This window comes from Nocardia carnea (assembly GCF_029868855.1).
GTDB lineage: Bacteria > Actinomycetota > Actinomycetes > Mycobacteriales > Mycobacteriaceae > Nocardia > Nocardia carnea_A.
The window spans coordinates 16759-34095 of record NZ_JARWOV010000249.1 but is presented as its reverse complement, the minus strand read 5'-3'; the positions used below and the strand labels follow the sequence as shown (position 1 = coordinate 34095).

Here is a 17337-nt window from a genome sequence, read left to right as displayed (position 1 = left end):
AATGACGATTACCCTCGGCCCCCGGCAGCGGCCGGAACCCGATGTCCTGGTCGCCGATGCCGCCGCGGACACCGGGCTGGACCAGACGACCTACGAACCCGCGAATGTCCTCCTGGTGATCGAGGTGGTCTCCCCCGACTCAGGCGGGCGACGGGCCGTAACCTTTGAGGGCCTCGTAAGTGTCGGCGGCGCCGATGGTTACGTTCGGTCCGGGTGGATCATTCGGGGTCTCGCCGCGTAGAGGTCCGGGGGTGTTGTTTCGGTGGAGGGGCTGTGCGTATACCGATCCGGCCGGCTGGCGGAAATTACATTTCCAGTTGTTCCCAGGACAGCTGGTCGAGCCGCTCGTGGTTGTCGCGGGTCCAGTCCCAGATCAGCCCGGCCACAGTGTCCGCGCCGGTGACCTGCGTGGTGAAATGCCGGTCGGGAGCACCGTCGCGGTATTCGAGGGTGAAATCCTGCGCCGAACTCCGGTAGGTCTGGATATAGGTCTGCGCCTCCCGTTCCACGATCAGATACGGGTTCGGATCGGCCAGTTCGCGAACCCAGAAATAAGCCAGGGATTCGGTCAGATACGGGAATTCCCCCGCGCCTCCGTGTGTAACGGTGACAGGGATATGCCCGGCCGGGTCGATCAGCCAGGTGAGCTGCGGGTCGTAGACCGCGTAGTCGCGCGGGGTCGCCAGTTCGAACACCAGATTCCGGACGAAACCGATCGCATCGTAAGGACTGGCGATATGCAGCGCCGCCCCGTACGGCACCCCACCCACGGGCGCGCTCAGAAAACTGTCCGCCTCGGGAAGTTCGGCATTACGGTCGTTCAGCTCGGCCGCGAGCGCCGCCACCGCGGACGTTTCCGGTCGACCCTCCTGCGTAGCGAAATACGCATCGACCTCGGCAGGCGTAGCGGCGACACCGGACGGCAGCAACATATGGTCGTAGCTCACACCCCACAGTGTCTATGGGGTGCCGCCACACGCGAGGTTCGGCCCCGGGATCCATGCGGCCGAACCCCTCGAGGTGCCGCCGGATACGACAACCTGCCGCCCCCATGGATGGTTCACCTTCCTGGGTGGGGCCCGCCCCTGGTCTGGAGCGACGGAGCGGGGGAGCGAAGCGGAGGAGCGGAGGAGTGAAGACCAGGGGTCACGAGGGCCCCACCCTCGAGCCGCGGAGCGGCTCCAAAATTACAGCCCCGCCGTTCACCGAAGGTCTACCCCTGGACTCGAATGGTCGACCCTGGACTCGAATGGCCTACCCCGGACTCGAATGGTCGGCCCCGAACCGGACGCCCCGACCCCGCCGCGCGCCGGAGGTCCGATCAAACCCGCAGGCGTTCCCGGCGCAGTTGTTCGACCTCGGGGAGCTCCAGGGCCGGCAGCGAATCCACGCCGAGGGCCCGGCAGAGCAGATGGTCGGCCAGTTCTGGATTGCGGGCCAGGGCCGGACCGTGCATGTAGGTACCGAGCACCGAACCCTGCACCACACCTTCCAGGCCGTTGCCGACACCGTTGCCGACGCCGCGGGTCACTCGCGCCAGACCGGTGGCGTCGGAGCCGAGGACGGTCCCGCCCCGGTGATTCTCGAATCCGGTGAGCCGGGCGGACAGCCCGGGCAGTAGTGGCGTGGTGGTCACCTCGCCGATCGCGCGAGTGCGCTGCGGGGTGGTGGTGGCGTCCAGCAGCCCGACGCCCTCCACCCGTTCGCCGCTGGAGGTTTCGTACCACTGGCCGAGTACCTGGATCGCCGCGCAGATCGCCAGGACCGGGGCACCGCGACCGGCCGCGGTCTGCAGGCCGGGGTAGCGCAGCAGATGGCGGGTCGCCAGGCGCTGCGCGGAATCCTCCGCACCGCCGAGGGTGTAGATGTCCAGGGAGTCCGGTACGGGGTCGGGCAGGGTGATCTCCACGATTTCGGCGTCGATATCGCGCCATCGCAGTCGCTGCCGCAGGACCACGGCGTTGCCGCCGTCCCCGTAGGTGCCCATCACATCGGGCAGTACGAGCCCGATCCGGATGGTCGATTCGCTCATCGGTTGTGCTCCTGGAGGTCACGGTTCAGATCGCGGAACGCCGTGTAATTCGCGAGTACTTCGACCTGCCCCGCCGGGCAGGACGCGATGGCGCGGACCGGGTCGGGCACGGTGGTGTGCGCGACCCCGGCGTAGGTCAGGCGCACCGCCAGGTCGGTGGCGCGCTCCCCGGCGGCGACGACCTGGACATCTTCGAAATGCTCGAATCGCACATCCCACAGCCATGAGAGGTCCTCGCCGTCGGGGACCTGCCCGTTCACCGCGATCACCAGACCCGCGGCGCTGTGGTCGATCATGGACAGCGCTTCCTGCCAGCCGGCCGGGTTCTTGGCGAGCAACAGCCGGGCGGCGTGCTCGCCGACCTGCACGGTGCGGTACCGGCCCGCGATCTCCTGCACGGTGCCGGTGGCCGCGCAGGCCTGCTCCACATCGGCGCCCATGGCCACGGCCGCGGCCACGGCCTGCGCGGCGTTACCCCGGTTGGCGCGGCCGGGCAGGGCCAACCGCAGCGGCAGCCGGACACCGTCGGGCCCGCAGAGTTTGTCTTCGTCCAGCCACCAATCCGGTTGCGGGCGAGAGAAATCGGTGCCGGTGCTGTGCCAGTGCACGCCTTCCCACAGAATGGGCTCGCCGCTGCGTGGACAGCTGGTGGCGTCCATCGCCCAGCCGCTGCCCGCGGCGACCCAGATGACATTGGGATGGTCGTAGGCAATCGAGGTGACCAGCACGTCGTCGCAGTTGGCGATGACGACGGTGTCCGGGTGCCGGGCGAGGCCCGAGCGCAGCCGACGCTCGATCATATTGATCTCGCCGACCCGGTCCAGCTGATCGCGGCTGAGGTTGAGCAGGACGACCGCTTCGGGTTTCAGCGAATCGGTGATATGCGGCAGATGCAGTTCGTCCACCTCGATGGCGGCCAGCGGTGCGTCGCGGTGGGCGTTGAGCGCCGAGACGATCCCCGCGTCCATATTGGCGCCGTCGGCTTGGGTGGCGACCTCACCGAGGGTGCTCAGCGCTGCCGTGGTCATCCGGGTGGTGGTGGACTTCCCGTTGGTGCCGGTGATCAGCACCGTGCGCTTACCGCGGCCGAGCTGTTTCATGATCTTGGGGTCGATGCGCAGGGCCAGGAGGCCGCCGATCATCGAACCGTTGCCACGGCCGGCCTTGCGCGATGCCCACGCCGCCGCGTCGGCCACTCTGAGGGCTGTTCGCCCGCGCACCGAGATATCTGCCACGCGGGCAGTCTAATGATCCGCAACGCTCGCTCTCACTCGGCGCGGCTGAGTTCACCCCCTGGTGACAATGTGGACCGCGGGGAGTCGGACGCGGGCACAGGTCTGCCACGGGGCGTGCCGACCGGCCCGGCCTGGTCGGCACGGTCGCGATCGCGGAATCCGCAGGGTCGTCCCGGCGCTGCGCCGCTGATCGTGCCGCCTACCCGAGTGCGGCGGGGCAACGGCGTGATCGTCGTTTCCGTCCGCTTGCCGGGTGGCGACGAAGACGGCGGCGTTCGGTTTCAGAACTGGATATCGAACCGGTTCGGGCGTCCGGCGGCATAGTCGGCGGCGTCGGCCTGGCGCAGCGGTTCGAGTTCGACGGCTCGGTACAGGGTGTAGGTACGGCAACGTGGCGCGTTCGATCCGGTGACGTCGAGCAGTGCGTTCACTGCCGCCCGGGCGGATTCGTTGGCGCCCTCCATGGTCGCCAGGTCGATATTCGTGCGCACGTAGTCGCCGGCCAGGAAGAGGTTCTCGACCCCGCCGTGCGGTTCGGGCCGGGCGTCCCACGAGCCGGCGGTATTGATGAGCAGGGGATCGGCGTTGCTGTTCTCACCACGGTCGGCATGCCAGGTGATACCCGGGTCGAGGAACCAGGAATGCAGGTCGGTGTCGCGGAGCAGTTCTTCGCGATCGTTGAGGTGGGCGAGGATCTGTGCCCACGTTTCCTTCGCGATTTCCTCGTGCGTGCATTCCTTGGCGGTTTTGCCGAACAGGATCCCGGGGGTGTTCCAATCGGAGATGTCGACCGAGAGGCAGTCCTGGACCGTACCGTCGCCGTATTCGGGTAGTTTGCGCGTCCACAGCGCATTCTGGGCGATCGAGGTCAGCGACCAGGGCGAGTCGATATAGGCGCTGTGACCGCTGCCGAGGGCGGCGCCGCGGCGCAGGTAGAACTGGATTCCGGTCATCCAGTCGGTGTAGAGCCTGCTCATCTTCGCCAGTTCGGGCCAAGCGGTGAGAATATCGGCGTTCCACAGGTCGCGGGCGCGTTCGGCGGGGAGCGCGACCACGAAATGGTCCGCCGTCACCGTCTCGCTGCCGCCGTCCGCGGTGCCGATCCGGGCGCCGGTGATCCGCCGGCCGGTGATCTCGAGTCCGCGGACCTCGGCGCCTACCTCGAACCGAACCCCCAGGTTCCGCAGCAACGCAACCCAGGGGTCGATCCACACGCTGTTGGTGGGTCCGTTGAGCACCCGGTCCAGGTCTCCGTCGAAGCCGATCCGCAGCGGGTTGCCGAGGAACTGCTCACCCATTGTGCCGATGGTGCGCACACTGGCGAGCTCGTCCTTGGCCGCGACCAGCAGGCTGGTCAGGGTGCGCGATACCAGCGCCCGGAACTCGTGCGACCGCTCGTGGCCGCCCACGAAATCCAGCCAGGAGGTCCGCTCCCACTGTTCCAGGCGGCGGGCATCGCAGCTGGTGTTGAACACGAGCAGCCGGTTGGCGAAGAACATCCCCTCCTGCGGCGGCATCTTCAGCATGGTGGAGATCGCCGAGGCGAGGCTTTCCCGCATGCCGTCGGCGGTCACGGTCGCCGGATTCCCGAACTCCATCGGGGCACGGATATCGTCGCCGCCGGCGCGGGAGAAGCGGGCGTCGGGTGCCGACACCAGGTTGTCCCATACGCCATTCCGGTTGGCGGCGAACGGGATCCGGCGCATAGTGTCGGGAACGTGCTGGTAGAAACCGGGGAAGAACCGGAAACCGTGTTCGCCGGGCAGGTCGGGTCGCCCGCCGGAACCGGTGCCGGGTACTCCCATGCTGCGGGCTTTTCCACCCAGCGCGCGGCGTTCGTAGACGGTCACTTCGTACCCGCGTTCGGCGAGTTCGTGTGCCGCGGTGAGTCCGGCGACCCCGCCACCCAGCACCGCGACCCGGGTTTTCGCGGCGCCGGCCGACCGGACGGGTAGTGCCGCCGCGGCGGCGACACCGACTCCGGCGGCGGCCGCTCGGAGGGCGGTGCGCCGGGAACAGCTCCCGGTCCCGGTGGTCCGCTGATCAGAAACCGTTGCGGTACCCGTGGCGGGCCACCGATGCTGTGCCATTGTGTCCACTACTCGATCCGAAAGCTGTCGCGATTGCGCCATACTCTAACGGGATGTGCTGTCCGCGGCGCAGTGGCCGCAGGAAACCGGCTTCACCGGACCGCGGGTTCCAAGGCATGCGCGGAGTCCGGGAAAGTAACCGACCCGGCGTCCCTGCCGTCGTACCGGGTCGCGGAGGCGTCCGGTTGTGCCGCGGGACCGGCTTGCCGCGCGGAGATGACGGCTTGCTGCGCGGTGTAGCCATCCTGTCCGGATCGGGGTGCGTCCGCGGCAGAGGCCTGGATTTCCCTCTTCGCGCCGGTCGGCTTGCGGGCACCGGCGGTAGCCGCAAACGCACCCGCGATGACCACCGCGCCCCCGATCAGGCTCGCCGACGCGGGCGTCTCACCCAGGAAAATCCATGCCGCGGTGAACCCGACCACCGGAACCAGCAGCGACAGCGGTGCGACGCTACCTGCCGGATACCGGCTCATCAGGTAGGTCCACATTCCCGACCCGACCACCGTCGCCAGTACGGCCGTGTAACCGAGGGCCACCAAAGCCGGCCAGCCGTCCGCGGTGAAGGTGTCCAGCAGCGCCCGCACCCCCGTCGTGGGCCCCTCCCACACCGCGGATATCGCCAGCAGCGGCAGTACCGGCACCGTGGTGATCCACAGGGTCAGATGCAGCGGATTGCTGCCGGGGGCTTCGACACTCGCCTGTCGCGCTCCGATATTGCCCAGTGCCCAGCCGAATCCGGCGGCCAGCGTCAGCAATACGGGCAGCAGCGCGGCGTGCGCGAACTGATTCCAGCCGATCACCGCCATACCCGCCACGGCGACGAGTAGCCCGCCGACCTGCACGGGCCGCAACCGTTCTCGCAGCAGCAGCGCGCCCAGGATCACCGTGAACGGTGCCGAGGATTGCAGGACGAGGGAGGCCAGCCCGGTGGGCATCCCGATTCGCATCGCGGTGAACAGGAACGCGAATTGCAGGATGCCGAAACCCGTGCCGTAGAGCAGGATCCAGCGCCATCGCACCGGTGGCCGTGGGATGAGCAGCAGGGCGGGCACCGCGATGACCGCGAAGCGCAGGGCGGCGAAGAAGAACGGCGGCAGATGGTCGAGCCCCACTCGGATGGCCAGGAAGTTCACGCCCCACAGCAGGACGACGGTCGCGGCGAGGAGGCGGTCACGGGAGGTCACCGTTCAATCGTGGGATGTTTGAACAATGAGCACAATCGAATTGTTATGGACGAATGATTTAGAATAACTTAATGGTCTCGCCGGGTTCGAACTTGTCCGTGGAGCGGCTGCGCATCCTGCGGGAATTCGCCGATCGCGGCACGGTCGGCGCCGTGGCCGAGGCACTGTCCATGACTCCGTCGGCGGTATCACAGCAATTGAAGGTGCTCGCTCGCGAGGCGGGCGTCACTCTGCTCGAACCCAGCGGGCGCCGGGTACGGCTGACCGATGCGGGTCACGCCCTCGTGGTCCGCGCCGACGAGGTGCTGGCCGCGCTCGATCGCGCGGTCGCCGAAATGGCCCACTACCGCGGCTCACCCCGCGGACAGGTTCGGGTGGCGGTATTCCCGTCCGGCGGGGCGCTGCTGCTACCGCATGTACTCCCGGCCATGGCGGGCAGCGGGGTGGAGATCGTCGCCGGCGACGAGGACGTCCCGCCCACGGAGACACCGCGCCTGCTCGCCGATTACGACATCGTGCTGACTCACCGCGACGAACGCGCCGCTCCGATATCCGGCCCCCGGATCAGCTCGCGGGTGCTCATGCGCGAACCCATCGATGTGCTGGTACCGCCCGGCCACCCATTGGCCGGAAAATCCGCGGTCACGCCCGCGGAACTGGCCGAAGAGGCGTGGCTGAGTGTGCGCGGTGGGTTCCCGGTGGACGATGTGCTGCGGTCGATCGCCACGGTCACCGGGGTTGCGCCACGAATTGTTCAGCGACTCAACGATTTCCGTATGATCGAAACGCTGGTTGCCGCCGGATACGGGGTAGCGCTCATGCCACGCTACGTGGTAACCCACACCGGTCTGTCCCAGCTCCGGCTGTCCGGCGTCCGCGCCGCCCGGCTCTACGATCTGGCCACCCGGCCGCGCGCCGACACCCGTCCGGCCATCGCGGCCGTACTGGACTCCTTTGCGGCCGCAGCCCGCCGGGCCACCGCGGAACTTCCGCCCGCGGTACCCGGTCAGTAACGGTTGCCGTACGGATACCCGTCCACATTGGCGAAATCGTCGGCGACCATCGCGGCCAATTCCAGCAGCGCCAGCCGGGTCGGCTTGCTCACCAGTTCCAGATCGATCTCCGCGCCTTCGGCGAGATGATCGTCGAACGGAACCACCTGCACCGCGCGGGTGCGGTCCAGGAACAACCGGCGCAGATGATCCAGATTCACCGAAGTGGAACCGCGCCGCGAGGCGTTGACCACAACCACTGTCTGCCGCACCAGATGCGAATACCCGTGGTAGTCCAGCCAATCCAGCGTGGCCGACGCGCTGCGCGCACCATCGATGGCCGGTGAGGTCACCAGGACGAGCGAACTCGCCATATCGAGCACCCCGGACATCGCCGAATGCATCAGCCCGGTACCGCAGTCGGTGAGGATGATGTTGTAGAACGACTGCAGGATTCCGATCGCGCGCCGGTAATCCGCCTCGCTGAACGCCTCCGAGACTGCCGGATCCTGCTCGCTGGCAAGCACTTCCAACCGGCTCGGTGACTGCGAGGTATGCGCGCGCACATCGGAGTACCGGGTGATGTTCTGGTCTTCGAGCAGGTTGCGCACGGTGGAGCGGGTCTGTCGGGGCACCCGGTGGGCAAGAGTGCCCAGGTCGGGATTGGCGTCGATGGCGATCACCCGGTCGCCGCGCAACGAGGCGAAGGTGGCGCCTAGGCCGACCGTTGTGGTGGTTTTGCCGACCCCGCCCTTGAGCGAGAGGATCGCGATCCGGAAATCCCCGTGCACCGGCGCGTTCACCCGGCTCACCAGGTCGCGGTGGACGATATCGGCGGCCGATTCACCCGGATTGATCACCCCGCGCGAAACCTTGTGCACCGCCCGGCGCCAGCCGCCCCGGGGGGCCTTGCGCGCACGTTTCAGCAGGTTCAGATCGTTGACCGAATGCCCCGGCTGACCCGGTTCGGGCATATGTCGCGGCTGGAACTGCCCCTGCTGCGGTTGGCCCGGCTGCTGCGGTGGTTGCTGTCCTCCCGCGGCGGGCTGTGCCGGGTTGCTACCCCAGGCCGGTGTCCCGAACTGTCCGGAAGGCGGGTTGCCCACCGGCGGCGGAGCCTGCTGGAAGGGTTGTTGCTGGGGCGGCGCGGCCGGAAGCGGCGGCGGAGCCCAGCCGTAGACCGGGCTGCCCGGCGCATCACCCGGCGGGGTGGGAGCGGCACCGGTTTCCGGGAAGCCGGTGGGTGCGTAACCGCCCGGAGCTCGGTCGAATTGGCCGCCGCCGTCCGGGCCGGGGCCACCCACGCCGGGAGCGCCGTAGGCCGGCTGTTCCGGATTGTGCTGTCCGGGATAGAAGTTCGGGTCGGCTGCCGGGAACTGCCCGCTGCCGTGTGGTGCGCCGCTCTCGGGCCCGGGCGCCTGGAGCCCCAGCTGCTGTTCGAACTGCCCGCTACTGTGCTCGAACTGCGAGCCGGCGGCCTCGGGAGCCCGGAACCCGCCGGGCTGCGGCGGCTCGAACCCGCCGGGGCCGGAGGCCTGGTACGGGTTCGGCTGATCGAACGGGCCGGTGCCCGGCGCGAAGTTCGTGGTCTGGAACTGATTCGCATCCGGCGGAGCGAACTGGCCGCTCGGGTATCCGGGGTTCGCGGGCGGGAACTGATTCGGGTCCGGCTGCGCGAACTGACCGCTCTCGTGCCCCGGGTTGGGTGGCAGAAACGCGCCGGGGTCCGGTTGCGTGAACTGGCCGCTCGGGTATCCGGTGTTCGCCGGCGCGAATCGGCTCGGGTCCGGTTGGGTGAACTGACCGCTGCCGGGCGCGAAGGGTTCGGCACCGGGTGCGGTGAACTGGCCGCCGGGAGCCGGCGGCGCGAACGAATCGATCGGTGCCGCACCGTTACCGGCCGGTGCCTGCCCCTCCGCGCCGGGCGGGGCGAATCCGTTTTCTCCGGCCCACGGTCCGGCGGCGGGATCGGCGGGCCAGGGTCCGTCCTGCGTACCGGCCTCGGGAGCCTGGGAATTGTCGGCAGCGGCCGGCTCCGCATCGATTCCGGCAGTGCTCTCGTGCACCGCGGCGGAGGAGGTCTCGGTATCGCCGGCCCGCGAATCCGCGTCGGCATCCGATGGCGAATCGGTCGCCGGATCGGCGGGCGGTGTCTTCTCCGGCTCGCCGCCGCCGGCGGTATCCGCCGGTTGACTCGGGGGCCAGGGCTGGGAAGTCGGGTTGTGGTCGTCAGTAGTCACAGTTCCCCCATCTGCTCGGGTTTTTCGAGCAGAGAGCTCGGCGGCGTGGAGTCGGCACCAACGCTAGCAGGTGCGCAGCGTATCGCACGCCGGTGGATTCCCGACCTCGGCCGCCGTACCCGCCGGTGCGGGTAGGGCGGCCGAGGGATGCCGGGACGAGCTCGGATTATTGCCTGGCGGAGCGGTTCACCGCCGAGACCACCGCGCGCAGCGAGGCGGTCGTGATCGAGGTGGCGATACCCACGCCCCAGACGATCCGGTCGCCGATCGCGCATTCCACGTATGCCGCGGCCTGGGCGTCGTCACCCGCCGACAGCGCGTGCTCGGAGTAGTCGAGCACCTCGACCTGATAGCCGACCGCCGCGATGGCGTCGACGAAGGCCGCGAGCGGTCCGTTACCGCTACCGGAGATCTCCTGTTCGACGCCGTCCACCTTGACCACCGCGGTGATGGTGTCGGTGCCGCCGTCGGTTTCCGAGGCGGTCACCTTCTGCCGCATCCGCTCCAGTGGCCGGATCGGAGTCAGGTATTCGTCGGCGAAGGCATCCCACATCTCCTTCGGCGTGACCTCGCCGCCCTCACCGTCGGTGATCTGCTGGACGGCCTGGGAGAACTCGATCTGCAACCGGCGCGGCAGCGACAGGCCGTGGTCGGTTTTCATGATGTAGGCCACACCGCCCTTACCGGACTGCGAGTTGACCCGGATAACGGCCTCGTAGGTACGGCCGACGTCCTTGGGGTCGATCGGCAGGTAGGGGACCTCCCACGACAGATCGTCCACATCGGTCTCGGCGGCATCCGCTGCGGCCTTCATAGCGTCCAGACCCTTGTTGATGGCGTCCTGATGGCTGCCGGAGAACGCGGTGTACACCAGGTCGCCGCCGTAGGGGTGGCGTTCGTGCACGGGCAGCTGGTTGCAGTACTCCACTGTCCGGCGGATCTCGTCGATATCGGAGAAGTTGATCTGCGGGTCCACGCCCTGGGAGAACAGGTTCATCCCCAGGGTCACCAGGCAGACGTTGCCGGTGCGCTCACCGTTGCCGAACAGGCAGCCCTCGATCCGGTCGGCACCGGCCTGATAGCCGAGTTCCGCGGCGGCCACGGCGGTGCCCCGGTCGTTGTGCGGATGCAGCGACAGCACGATCGAATCGCGCCGCGCCAGATTGCGGTGCATCCATTCGATGGAGTCGGCGTAGACGTTCGGGGTAGCCATCTCCACGGTCGCGGGCAGATTGATGATCAGCGGTTTTTCGGGCGTCGGAGCGATGATCTCGGAGACCGCGTCGCAGACCTCCCTGGCGTACTCCAGTTCGGTGCCGGTGTAGGACTCCGGGCTGTATTCGTAACGCCAGTTGGTATCCGGGTAACGCTGCTCGATCTCCAGGCACAGCCGCGCGGCGTCGGTGGCGATCTTGCGGACCGCGTCGCGATCGGCCCGGAACACCACCCGCCGCTGCAGGATGGAGGTCGAGTTGTAGAAATGCACGATCACGTTCGTGGCACCGGCGCAGGCCTCGAAGGTGCGCTCGATCAGTTCGGGACGGCACTGGGTGAGCACCTGGATGGTGACGTCGTCGGGGATCGCGCCGTCTTCGATGATCTCGCGGACGAAATCGAAATCGGTCTGGCTGGCCGACGGGAAACCGACCTCGATCTCCTTGTAACCCATCCGAACCAGCAGATCGAACATCCGGCGTTTGCGGGCGGGGCTCATCGGGTCGATCAGTGCCTGGTTACCGTCGCGCAGGTCGACGGCGCACCAGGCCGGGGCGCGGTCGATCACCTTGTCCGGCCAGGTCCGGTCGGGCAGCGTGACGGGTTCGACTTCTTCGGCGAACGGCCGGTAGCGGAACACCGGCATGGACGAATTCTTCTGCTGGTTCCACGCGGGCTGGTCGGCGGGCGCGGGCTTGGCAGGCGCGGTGATGGTGCGCGTGCTCGATACGAAGGCGTCAGCGGGTGACATGCGATTTCTCCGTGGGTGAGATTGTTTCCCGAATTGGGTCGACCGGCGCGGCGGAACCCCGCGACGGGAAGCCGGTCCGATCAGACCCCGTCGCGGCGGCTGAGAAGAAGTGCCCGCTGCATGACCCGTGCGAGTCTACCCCCTGCGCCACCACCCCTGACAAGGCGGTGCGGAGGGTCGCCGTTTCACAGTCGGCCGGGTGTCGAGGCTGCGCGACCCCCGCCGAGGTCGTCGCCGAGACGACGTCACAATGGGCGCCGACCACGGCAAGGCCGCGTGGACGCCCCCGTTGACGCGGAGTTGCGCCGCGGTCGGCGGGCCCGTCGCAACCGCCGGGGGCCGCAACAGTTAGCGTGCCTGAGTGCGGTGCGAGTGACCGGACGGTTCCGGCGATGTCGAGAGGTCGAGCATGAGTTGGCTGGAAATGCTGGCCGTTTTCGCCGCGGGTATCGCCGCGGGCGGAATCAACGCGGTCGTGGGATCCGGCACGCTGATCACTTTCCCGGTGCTGCTCGCTGTCGGCCTGCCGCCCGTGACGGCGAATGTCTCCAACACCGTCGGCCTCGTACCCGGTTCGCTCAGCGGCGTCATCGGCTACCGCCGGGAACTGTCCGGGCAGCGGGCCCGGCTGCTGCGGTACGGCTCGGCGTCGCTGCTGGGCGCGGCGGTCGGTGCGGTGCTGCTGCTCAACCTGCCCGAGGACGCATTCGCCACGATCGTGCCGGTGCTGATCATCGCCGCGCTGGTGCTGGTGGTACTGCAACCACGGCTTTCGGCGTGGGTCCGCGAACGTCAGCGTGACAAGGCGTCCGCTCCCACGCACGGCGGCCCGATTCTGCTGGCTGCGATCTTCGCGACCGGTATCTACGGCGGCTATTTCGGGGCGGCCCAGGGTGTGCTGCTCGTGGGACTGCTCGGGGTGTTCGTACAGGACGATCTCCAGCGGCTCAATGCCGTGAAAAACGTGCTGGCGCTGCTGGTGAACGCGCTGGCCGCGGTTGTTTTCATCGCGGTCGCCGAGATCGACTGGCGGGTGGTCGCGCTGATCGCCGCCGGCTCGATCATCGGCGGTCAGCTCGGCGCGCGGGTAGGCCGGCGGTTGTCACCGAATGTGCTGCGCGCGGTGATCGTGGTGGTGGGCACGATCGCGGTGATCCGCCTGGTATTCGGCTGACCAGCGAGTTGTTCGCCTGACCAGGACGAATCCGCCTCGGGCCCAGCGGCGTTCGCCGCTTCCGCTGTTCAATACCGGCGAATATCGGTACCATCCCTGCGCTTGTTGCGTTACGAAAGAGGTACAGGGGTGGATAGGCGATCCCTTTTCAAGGCCGCGGGGATGGCTGCGCTTGCCGGGGCGGTGGGATCGGGGATTGCGAAACCCGCCTCGCTCCTGCCGCGGGCCGCGGCACAGCCGATCTGGCACGAACTGTTCGCCCAATGGGTTCCGGAGATCTTCGAACCGATACCCGACGCTCCGCAACATACCGAGGCCATCGTCATCGGCTCCGGATTCGGGGCGGCCGTCACCGCGTTGCGGCTGGCGCAGGCCGGGGTCGCCACGACGGTGCTGGAACGCGGGTCACGCTGGCCCAACGACCCCTGGCGTGAGATCTTCACCGGCGACGACCTGCCCGACGGCCGCGGCTTCTGGCATACCACCAGCTTCACCGGCGTCACCAAGGTGCCGATGCAGTTCGCCGATTTCGGCGGCGTACTCGACTGCACGCGCTACCCCGGTATCGATGTCTGGCGCGGGGCCGCGGTAGGCGGTGGATCGGTGATCTTCACCGGTGCGATGATCGCCCCGGAGCGCCCGCTCTTCGACCATGTCTTCGGTGGCGTGGTCGACTACGGGGAGCTGGAGCGCGTCTACTACCCGCGGGTCCGGTCCATGCTGCGGCTGGACCCGATGCCCGCCGATATCTATCACTCGGCGCCGTTCAGCCACTCGCGGGCCTGGGACGATCAGGTCCGGAAGGCCGGCTACCGGCCCGTTCCCAACGATTCGATCTTCACCTGGGATGTGGTGCGCGGCGAACTGAACGGTTCCACCCGGCCCTCGGCGACGGTGGGGCGAAGTAACCTCGGCAACTCCAACGGCGCCAAATTCGACCTGAACCAGAACTATCTGAAGGATGCCCAGGCCACCGGGAAGGCGCGGATCTTCCCGGGCCACCGGGTGGACGCCATCGCCGAGGAACCGGGCGGTCGTTTCGCGGTCACGGTATCCAAACTCCATCCCACCGGCGTGGTGGTCGGCACCCGCACGCTCACCTGCGACAAGTTGTTCCTCGGCGCCGGTTCGATCGGGACCTCGGAACTGCTGGTCCGGGCCCGGGAGACCGGCGCGCTGCCGCGGCTGAACGAGCATATCGGCGACGGCTGGGGCACCAACGGCGATGTGGTGCTGGCCCGCGGCGCCAGTTCGGTCGCGGGGAACGGGCAGGGTGTGCCGAGTGCCAGCCGGATCTTCGACGACAGCGGTACCGCACTCACTCTGGAGAATTGGTACATCCCCGGTATCCCGTTCGAGACCGGGGCGCTGGCCTCGCTCGCCGTGGTCCTGGACCCCACTCGGGTGCGCTTCGGTTTCGATCGGGCCACGGGCGCAGTCGGGCTGTCCTGGCCGACGCGCGCGCAGGAAGAGGTGATCGCGGCAGCACGCGCGGTGGATCGGCGGATCGCGGAGCGGGCCGATGCGCTCGCCGAATACGGTGCGCTGGGATACGACGCGAACGCCCTGTTCACCGCCCACCCCCTGGGCGGTGCGGTGCTCGGTAAGGCGACCGATTCGCACGGCCGGGTGCACGGATATCGCGGTCTCTACGTGATGGACGGTGCGGCGATTCCCGGCAGTACGGCCACAGCGAACCCGTCGCTCACCATCACGGCGTTGGCCGAGCGCAATATCGAGGCGATCATTCGCGAAGGTCGCTGAACGTCGGAGATCTGCGCGGCGCCGCGGATACCCGGTCGCCCCGTACCGTCCTGCTCACCGGTATGCGCCCCGCACACCGGTGTATTCGGCGGCTCGGGTGGGCGATGAACGGGTAATACTTGAATACGATCTTTCGGCGTCGAAGGGAATGTAGGTGTCAACACCGTCGTCCACGGAGCCCGGTCCGATGGCCGTAGCCGCAACGGCCGAACCGGACGAATTCCCCCGGAAGCCGCCCGCCCTGTGGACCGATTTCGTCATGCTGGCATTGGCCGTCGCGTCGGTGGTGCTGGTGTGCTGGATAACCTTCTTCGAGGTCGACCCCGATACCTACCGTTACATCGTCATCGCGGACTACGCGATCTGCGCCGTGTTCGCGGTCGAGTTCCTGTGGCGCTGGCGCCGGGCCGGCTGGCCGTGGACCTATCCGTTTGTCTACTGGTACGAAGTTCTCGGCATGATCCCGGTGACCAGCCCGTTCTTCCGGGCCTTCCGGCTGCTGCGGATCATCGTGATCCTCGTGCGCCTGGCCCGGGTGGCCGATCGGGTCTTCGGCGACCGGGTCACCGCGGCGGTGATCAACCATTCCGTGGGCACGATCGTGGAGGTCATCAAACGACCGATGACCATCGCGATCATGGAGGAGGTCACCGCGGTACTGCGCACCGGCCACTACACCCGCAATATCGCGAACGCGCTGGAGGAGAACCGCGGCGAACTCGACGAGATGATCGTCGAGATGATCAAGAACGATCCGCAGACCGGACGGGTGCGCTATATCCCGTTCCACGACGAGATCATCCGGCTGGTCGCCGATACCGTTTTCCGCATCCTTTTCCAGGTGCTGGCCGATCCGCGCACCGACGAACTCGTCTCGGACATGATCCGGGAGAATGTGGATCAGATCCGCGAGTCCGTGCGGTCCGGAGTCAAGGTCTCGCCTTCGGCCTACGGGCCGACACCGCACCACCTCACCGCACGGCATCTCAACGGGCAGCAGGATCAGACGAGATCGTAGGCCTCGGATTCGCCGAACTGTTCGGCGTAGTCGGTGAAATTCTCCACCAGTGTTTCGTAGGTTTTGCGGACCGTGCGCTTGGCCAGGAAACCCGGTAGGGGGACGGGGGTGTGCTGTTCGACTCGTAGCAGCACCTGGCTACCGCCCGCGCCGCCGGTGACCTCGAAGGATCCGCCGCCCCTGATACCCCGCGTACTGTCGGCGACCTCCCACGACATCCGATGGTCCGACCAGGTGAACTCCCACACCTGCATATCGGGCGTATTCGATACGTCGACCTGGACGAACACCCGCCGCGGGCGACCCATGTCGTCTCGGGTCGCCACCCGGGCGTCGGTGAAATCGGGCGACCACTCGGCAAACATTTCGACCGCCATCAGTGCGTCCATTACCTGAGACGGATCGGCTTGGACGTCGAAACTGATATCGGTCTTCGTACGCATCTGGTCCCTCGCGCCCCCGGGTTATTACGAATAGGCCACGATTGTCTCCTGGGCGGCGCGTGATCGTCAACACGCTGCCCGGACAGATTAAGGTGTCCGGCCCGTGGGCATGCGGCCCGTAAATAACTACGGGCGTGTGCTCGGGCTCGGTTCGCGGGGGTGGGGCGGGCTCAGTGCGGATGCTCGACCGTGGCGTCCGGTCCGGGGAAGACCAGAGACTCGTGGCCGTCGTCGAAACGCACGATATACGGCGGCGATCCCTCCGGTCCGCGTACTTCGACGATCTCCCCTTCATGATCACTTTGCCCGACGGTGTGCCCGTGCACATGCAAGCGGTCTCCGACGTTCGCCATCATGATTTCCATTATTCGGCGATCGTGTCGGGTCTCACAACCCCTTCGCCTTGCTATTACTTGCTCCGTGGCCGGCCGGTCCTGTCGTCTGCCGGAAATGGGCGGGCGGGCGAACGGTTCGGCCATCCTTGACACCACTGCAGGCGTAGTACTATGTTCAAACCACTTCAATTAGAGTGTTATGAACAGGCGGTATCTCATGCGAAAGCTGGTCTACTACGTGGGCGCGTCCATCGACGGCTATATCGCCGGTCCGGGCGGGGAGGTGGACTTCTACCCGGTCGCCGACGACATGATGCAGTGGATCAACGCCCGCTATCCGGAAACGGTCCCGCGCCATATCCGGGAACTCGTCGGCCTGCCCGTCGATACGCCCAACCAGCGCTGGGACACTCTGGTCATGGGCCGCGGCACCTACGATCCGGCCCTCGACGCCGGCATCGCCAGCCCCTATCCGCATATGAAGCAGTACGTCGTCTCGACCACGCTCGAGCGGATCGACGATCCCGAGATCGAACTCGTCCGTACCGACCCCGTCGAACTCGTGCGGCGGCTCAAGCGGGAAGAAGGCCCGGAAGGCAAGGACATCTGGTTGGCCGGGGGTGGCAAACTCGCGGGGGCCCTGATCGACGAGATCGACGAGCTGATCGTCAAGAGCTATCCGGTATCGGCCGGTGTGGGCATCCCGATCATCAGCGGGGCGTTCCGGCCGACCCGGTTCACCCCGCTGCGGCGCAAGGAGTTCGGCAACGGGGCGCAGGTCACCTGGTTCGAACGCGGCTGAGGCCCGCACCGGAACGGGTTCGGGCGCCCGCGCGTCGGGCGGGCGCCCCACGCGGTAAACGT

The 17337-nt window shown here is 67.6% G+C and carries 15 protein-coding genes; 6 read left to right on the top strand and 9 right to left on the bottom strand.

The genetic code is table 11. The features are described from left to right. The coding region (locus QH195_RS26025; protein WP_280437346.1) for a Uma2 family endonuclease at positions 1 to 241 on the top strand (241 nt) is incomplete at its 5' end. 64 nt (positions 242 to 305) lie between these two features. Here the strand turns inward: QH195_RS26025 and QH195_RS26020 are convergent. The 5 genes from QH195_RS26020 to QH195_RS26000 form a co-directional block, all read right to left on the bottom strand. Beyond that, positions 306 to 947, bottom strand: coding sequence for a hypothetical protein (locus QH195_RS26020; protein WP_280437345.1), 642 nt, complete (start codon positions 945 to 947; stop codon positions 306 to 308). A gap of 374 nt (positions 948 to 1321) precedes the next feature. Then, positions 1322 to 2032, bottom strand: a complete 711-nt coding sequence (locus tag QH195_RS26015; RefSeq protein WP_280437344.1) for a type 1 glutamine amidotransferase — start codon at positions 2030 to 2032, stop codon at positions 1322 to 1324. Next, positions 2029 to 3267, bottom strand: coding sequence for a Mur ligase family protein (locus QH195_RS26010; protein ID WP_280437343.1), 1239 nt, complete (start codon positions 3265 to 3267; stop codon positions 2029 to 2031). The genes QH195_RS26015 and QH195_RS26010 overlap by 4 nt, the downstream gene beginning before the upstream one ends. Before the next feature lie 281 nt (positions 3268 to 3548). Beyond that, positions 3549 to 5357 (bottom strand): hydroxysqualene dehydroxylase, encoded by a 1809-nt coding sequence (locus QH195_RS26005; protein WP_280437347.1) that lies wholly within the window; start codon positions 5355 to 5357, stop codon positions 3549 to 3551. Positions 5358 to 5449: 92 nt separating this feature from the next. Next, positions 5450 to 6541, bottom strand: coding sequence for an EamA family transporter (locus QH195_RS26000; RefSeq protein ID WP_280437342.1), 1092 nt, complete (start codon positions 6539 to 6541; stop codon positions 5450 to 5452). 92 nt (positions 6542 to 6633) lie between these two features. Here QH195_RS26000 and QH195_RS25995 point away from each other — a divergent pair, with 92 nt between their 5' ends. Continuing rightward, entirely contained in the window at positions 6634 to 7554 is a 921-nt protein-coding gene (locus QH195_RS25995) for a LysR family transcriptional regulator (RefSeq protein ID WP_280425026.1), read from the top strand. On the opposite strand, the gene QH195_RS25990 is transcribed toward QH195_RS25995, so the two are convergent. Both QH195_RS25990 and leuA read right to left on the bottom strand, forming a co-directional pair. Further along, the gene (locus QH195_RS25990; RefSeq protein WP_280437341.1) at positions 7548 to 9773 is read right to left on the bottom strand and encodes an AAA family ATPase; all 2226 of its coding nucleotides are present in this window, start codon (positions 9771 to 9773) and stop codon (positions 7548 to 7550) included. The two genes, QH195_RS25995 and QH195_RS25990, sit on opposite strands and share 7 nt — an antisense overlap. Before the next feature lie 166 nt (positions 9774 to 9939). Next, positions 9940 to 11739, bottom strand: coding sequence for a 2-isopropylmalate synthase (gene leuA / locus QH195_RS25985; protein WP_280421446.1), 1800 nt, complete (start codon positions 11737 to 11739; stop codon positions 9940 to 9942). 409 nt (positions 11740 to 12148) lie between these two features. Between leuA and QH195_RS25980 the strand changes: the two genes are divergently transcribed. The 3 genes from QH195_RS25980 to QH195_RS25970 all read left to right on the top strand — a co-directional run bounded on the left by QH195_RS25980 (position 12149) and on the right by QH195_RS25970 (position 15695). Further along, a complete protein-coding gene (locus QH195_RS25980; RefSeq protein WP_280421445.1) occupies positions 12149 to 12913 on the top strand; it encodes a sulfite exporter TauE/SafE family protein in 765 nt (254 codons plus the stop codon). A gap of 162 nt (positions 12914 to 13075) precedes the next feature. Beyond that, positions 13076 to 14677: a GMC oxidoreductase gene (locus QH195_RS25975; RefSeq protein WP_432278273.1), complete on the top strand. Its 1602-nt coding sequence runs from the start codon at positions 13076 to 13078 to the stop codon at positions 14675 to 14677. 187 nt (positions 14678 to 14864) lie between these two features. Then, on the top strand, positions 14865 to 15695 hold the full coding sequence (locus QH195_RS25970; protein WP_280421443.1) for an ion transporter: 831 nt from the start codon (positions 14865 to 14867) through the stop codon (positions 15693 to 15695). Here QH195_RS25970 and QH195_RS25965 read toward each other — a convergent pair. Further along, the gene (locus QH195_RS25965) at positions 15680 to 16138 is read right to left on the bottom strand and encodes an SRPBCC family protein (protein WP_280437339.1); all 459 of its coding nucleotides are present in this window, start codon (positions 16136 to 16138) and stop codon (positions 15680 to 15682) included. The genes QH195_RS25970 and QH195_RS25965 overlap by 16 nt on opposite strands. 170 nt (positions 16139 to 16308) lie before the next feature. Next, positions 16309 to 16494: a DUF1918 domain-containing protein gene (locus QH195_RS25960; RefSeq protein WP_033244474.1), complete on the bottom strand. Its 186-nt coding sequence runs from the start codon at positions 16492 to 16494 to the stop codon at positions 16309 to 16311. A 196-nt stretch (positions 16495 to 16690) separates the two neighbouring features. Between QH195_RS25960 and QH195_RS25955 the strand changes: the two genes are divergently transcribed. Then, positions 16691 to 17275 carry a dihydrofolate reductase family protein gene (locus QH195_RS25955; RefSeq protein WP_280421447.1) on the top strand — a complete coding sequence of 195 codons (585 nt, stop codon included), beginning with the start codon at positions 16691 to 16693 and terminating at the stop codon, positions 17273 to 17275. The last annotated feature ends 62 nt before the right edge of the window (positions 17276 to 17337 follow it).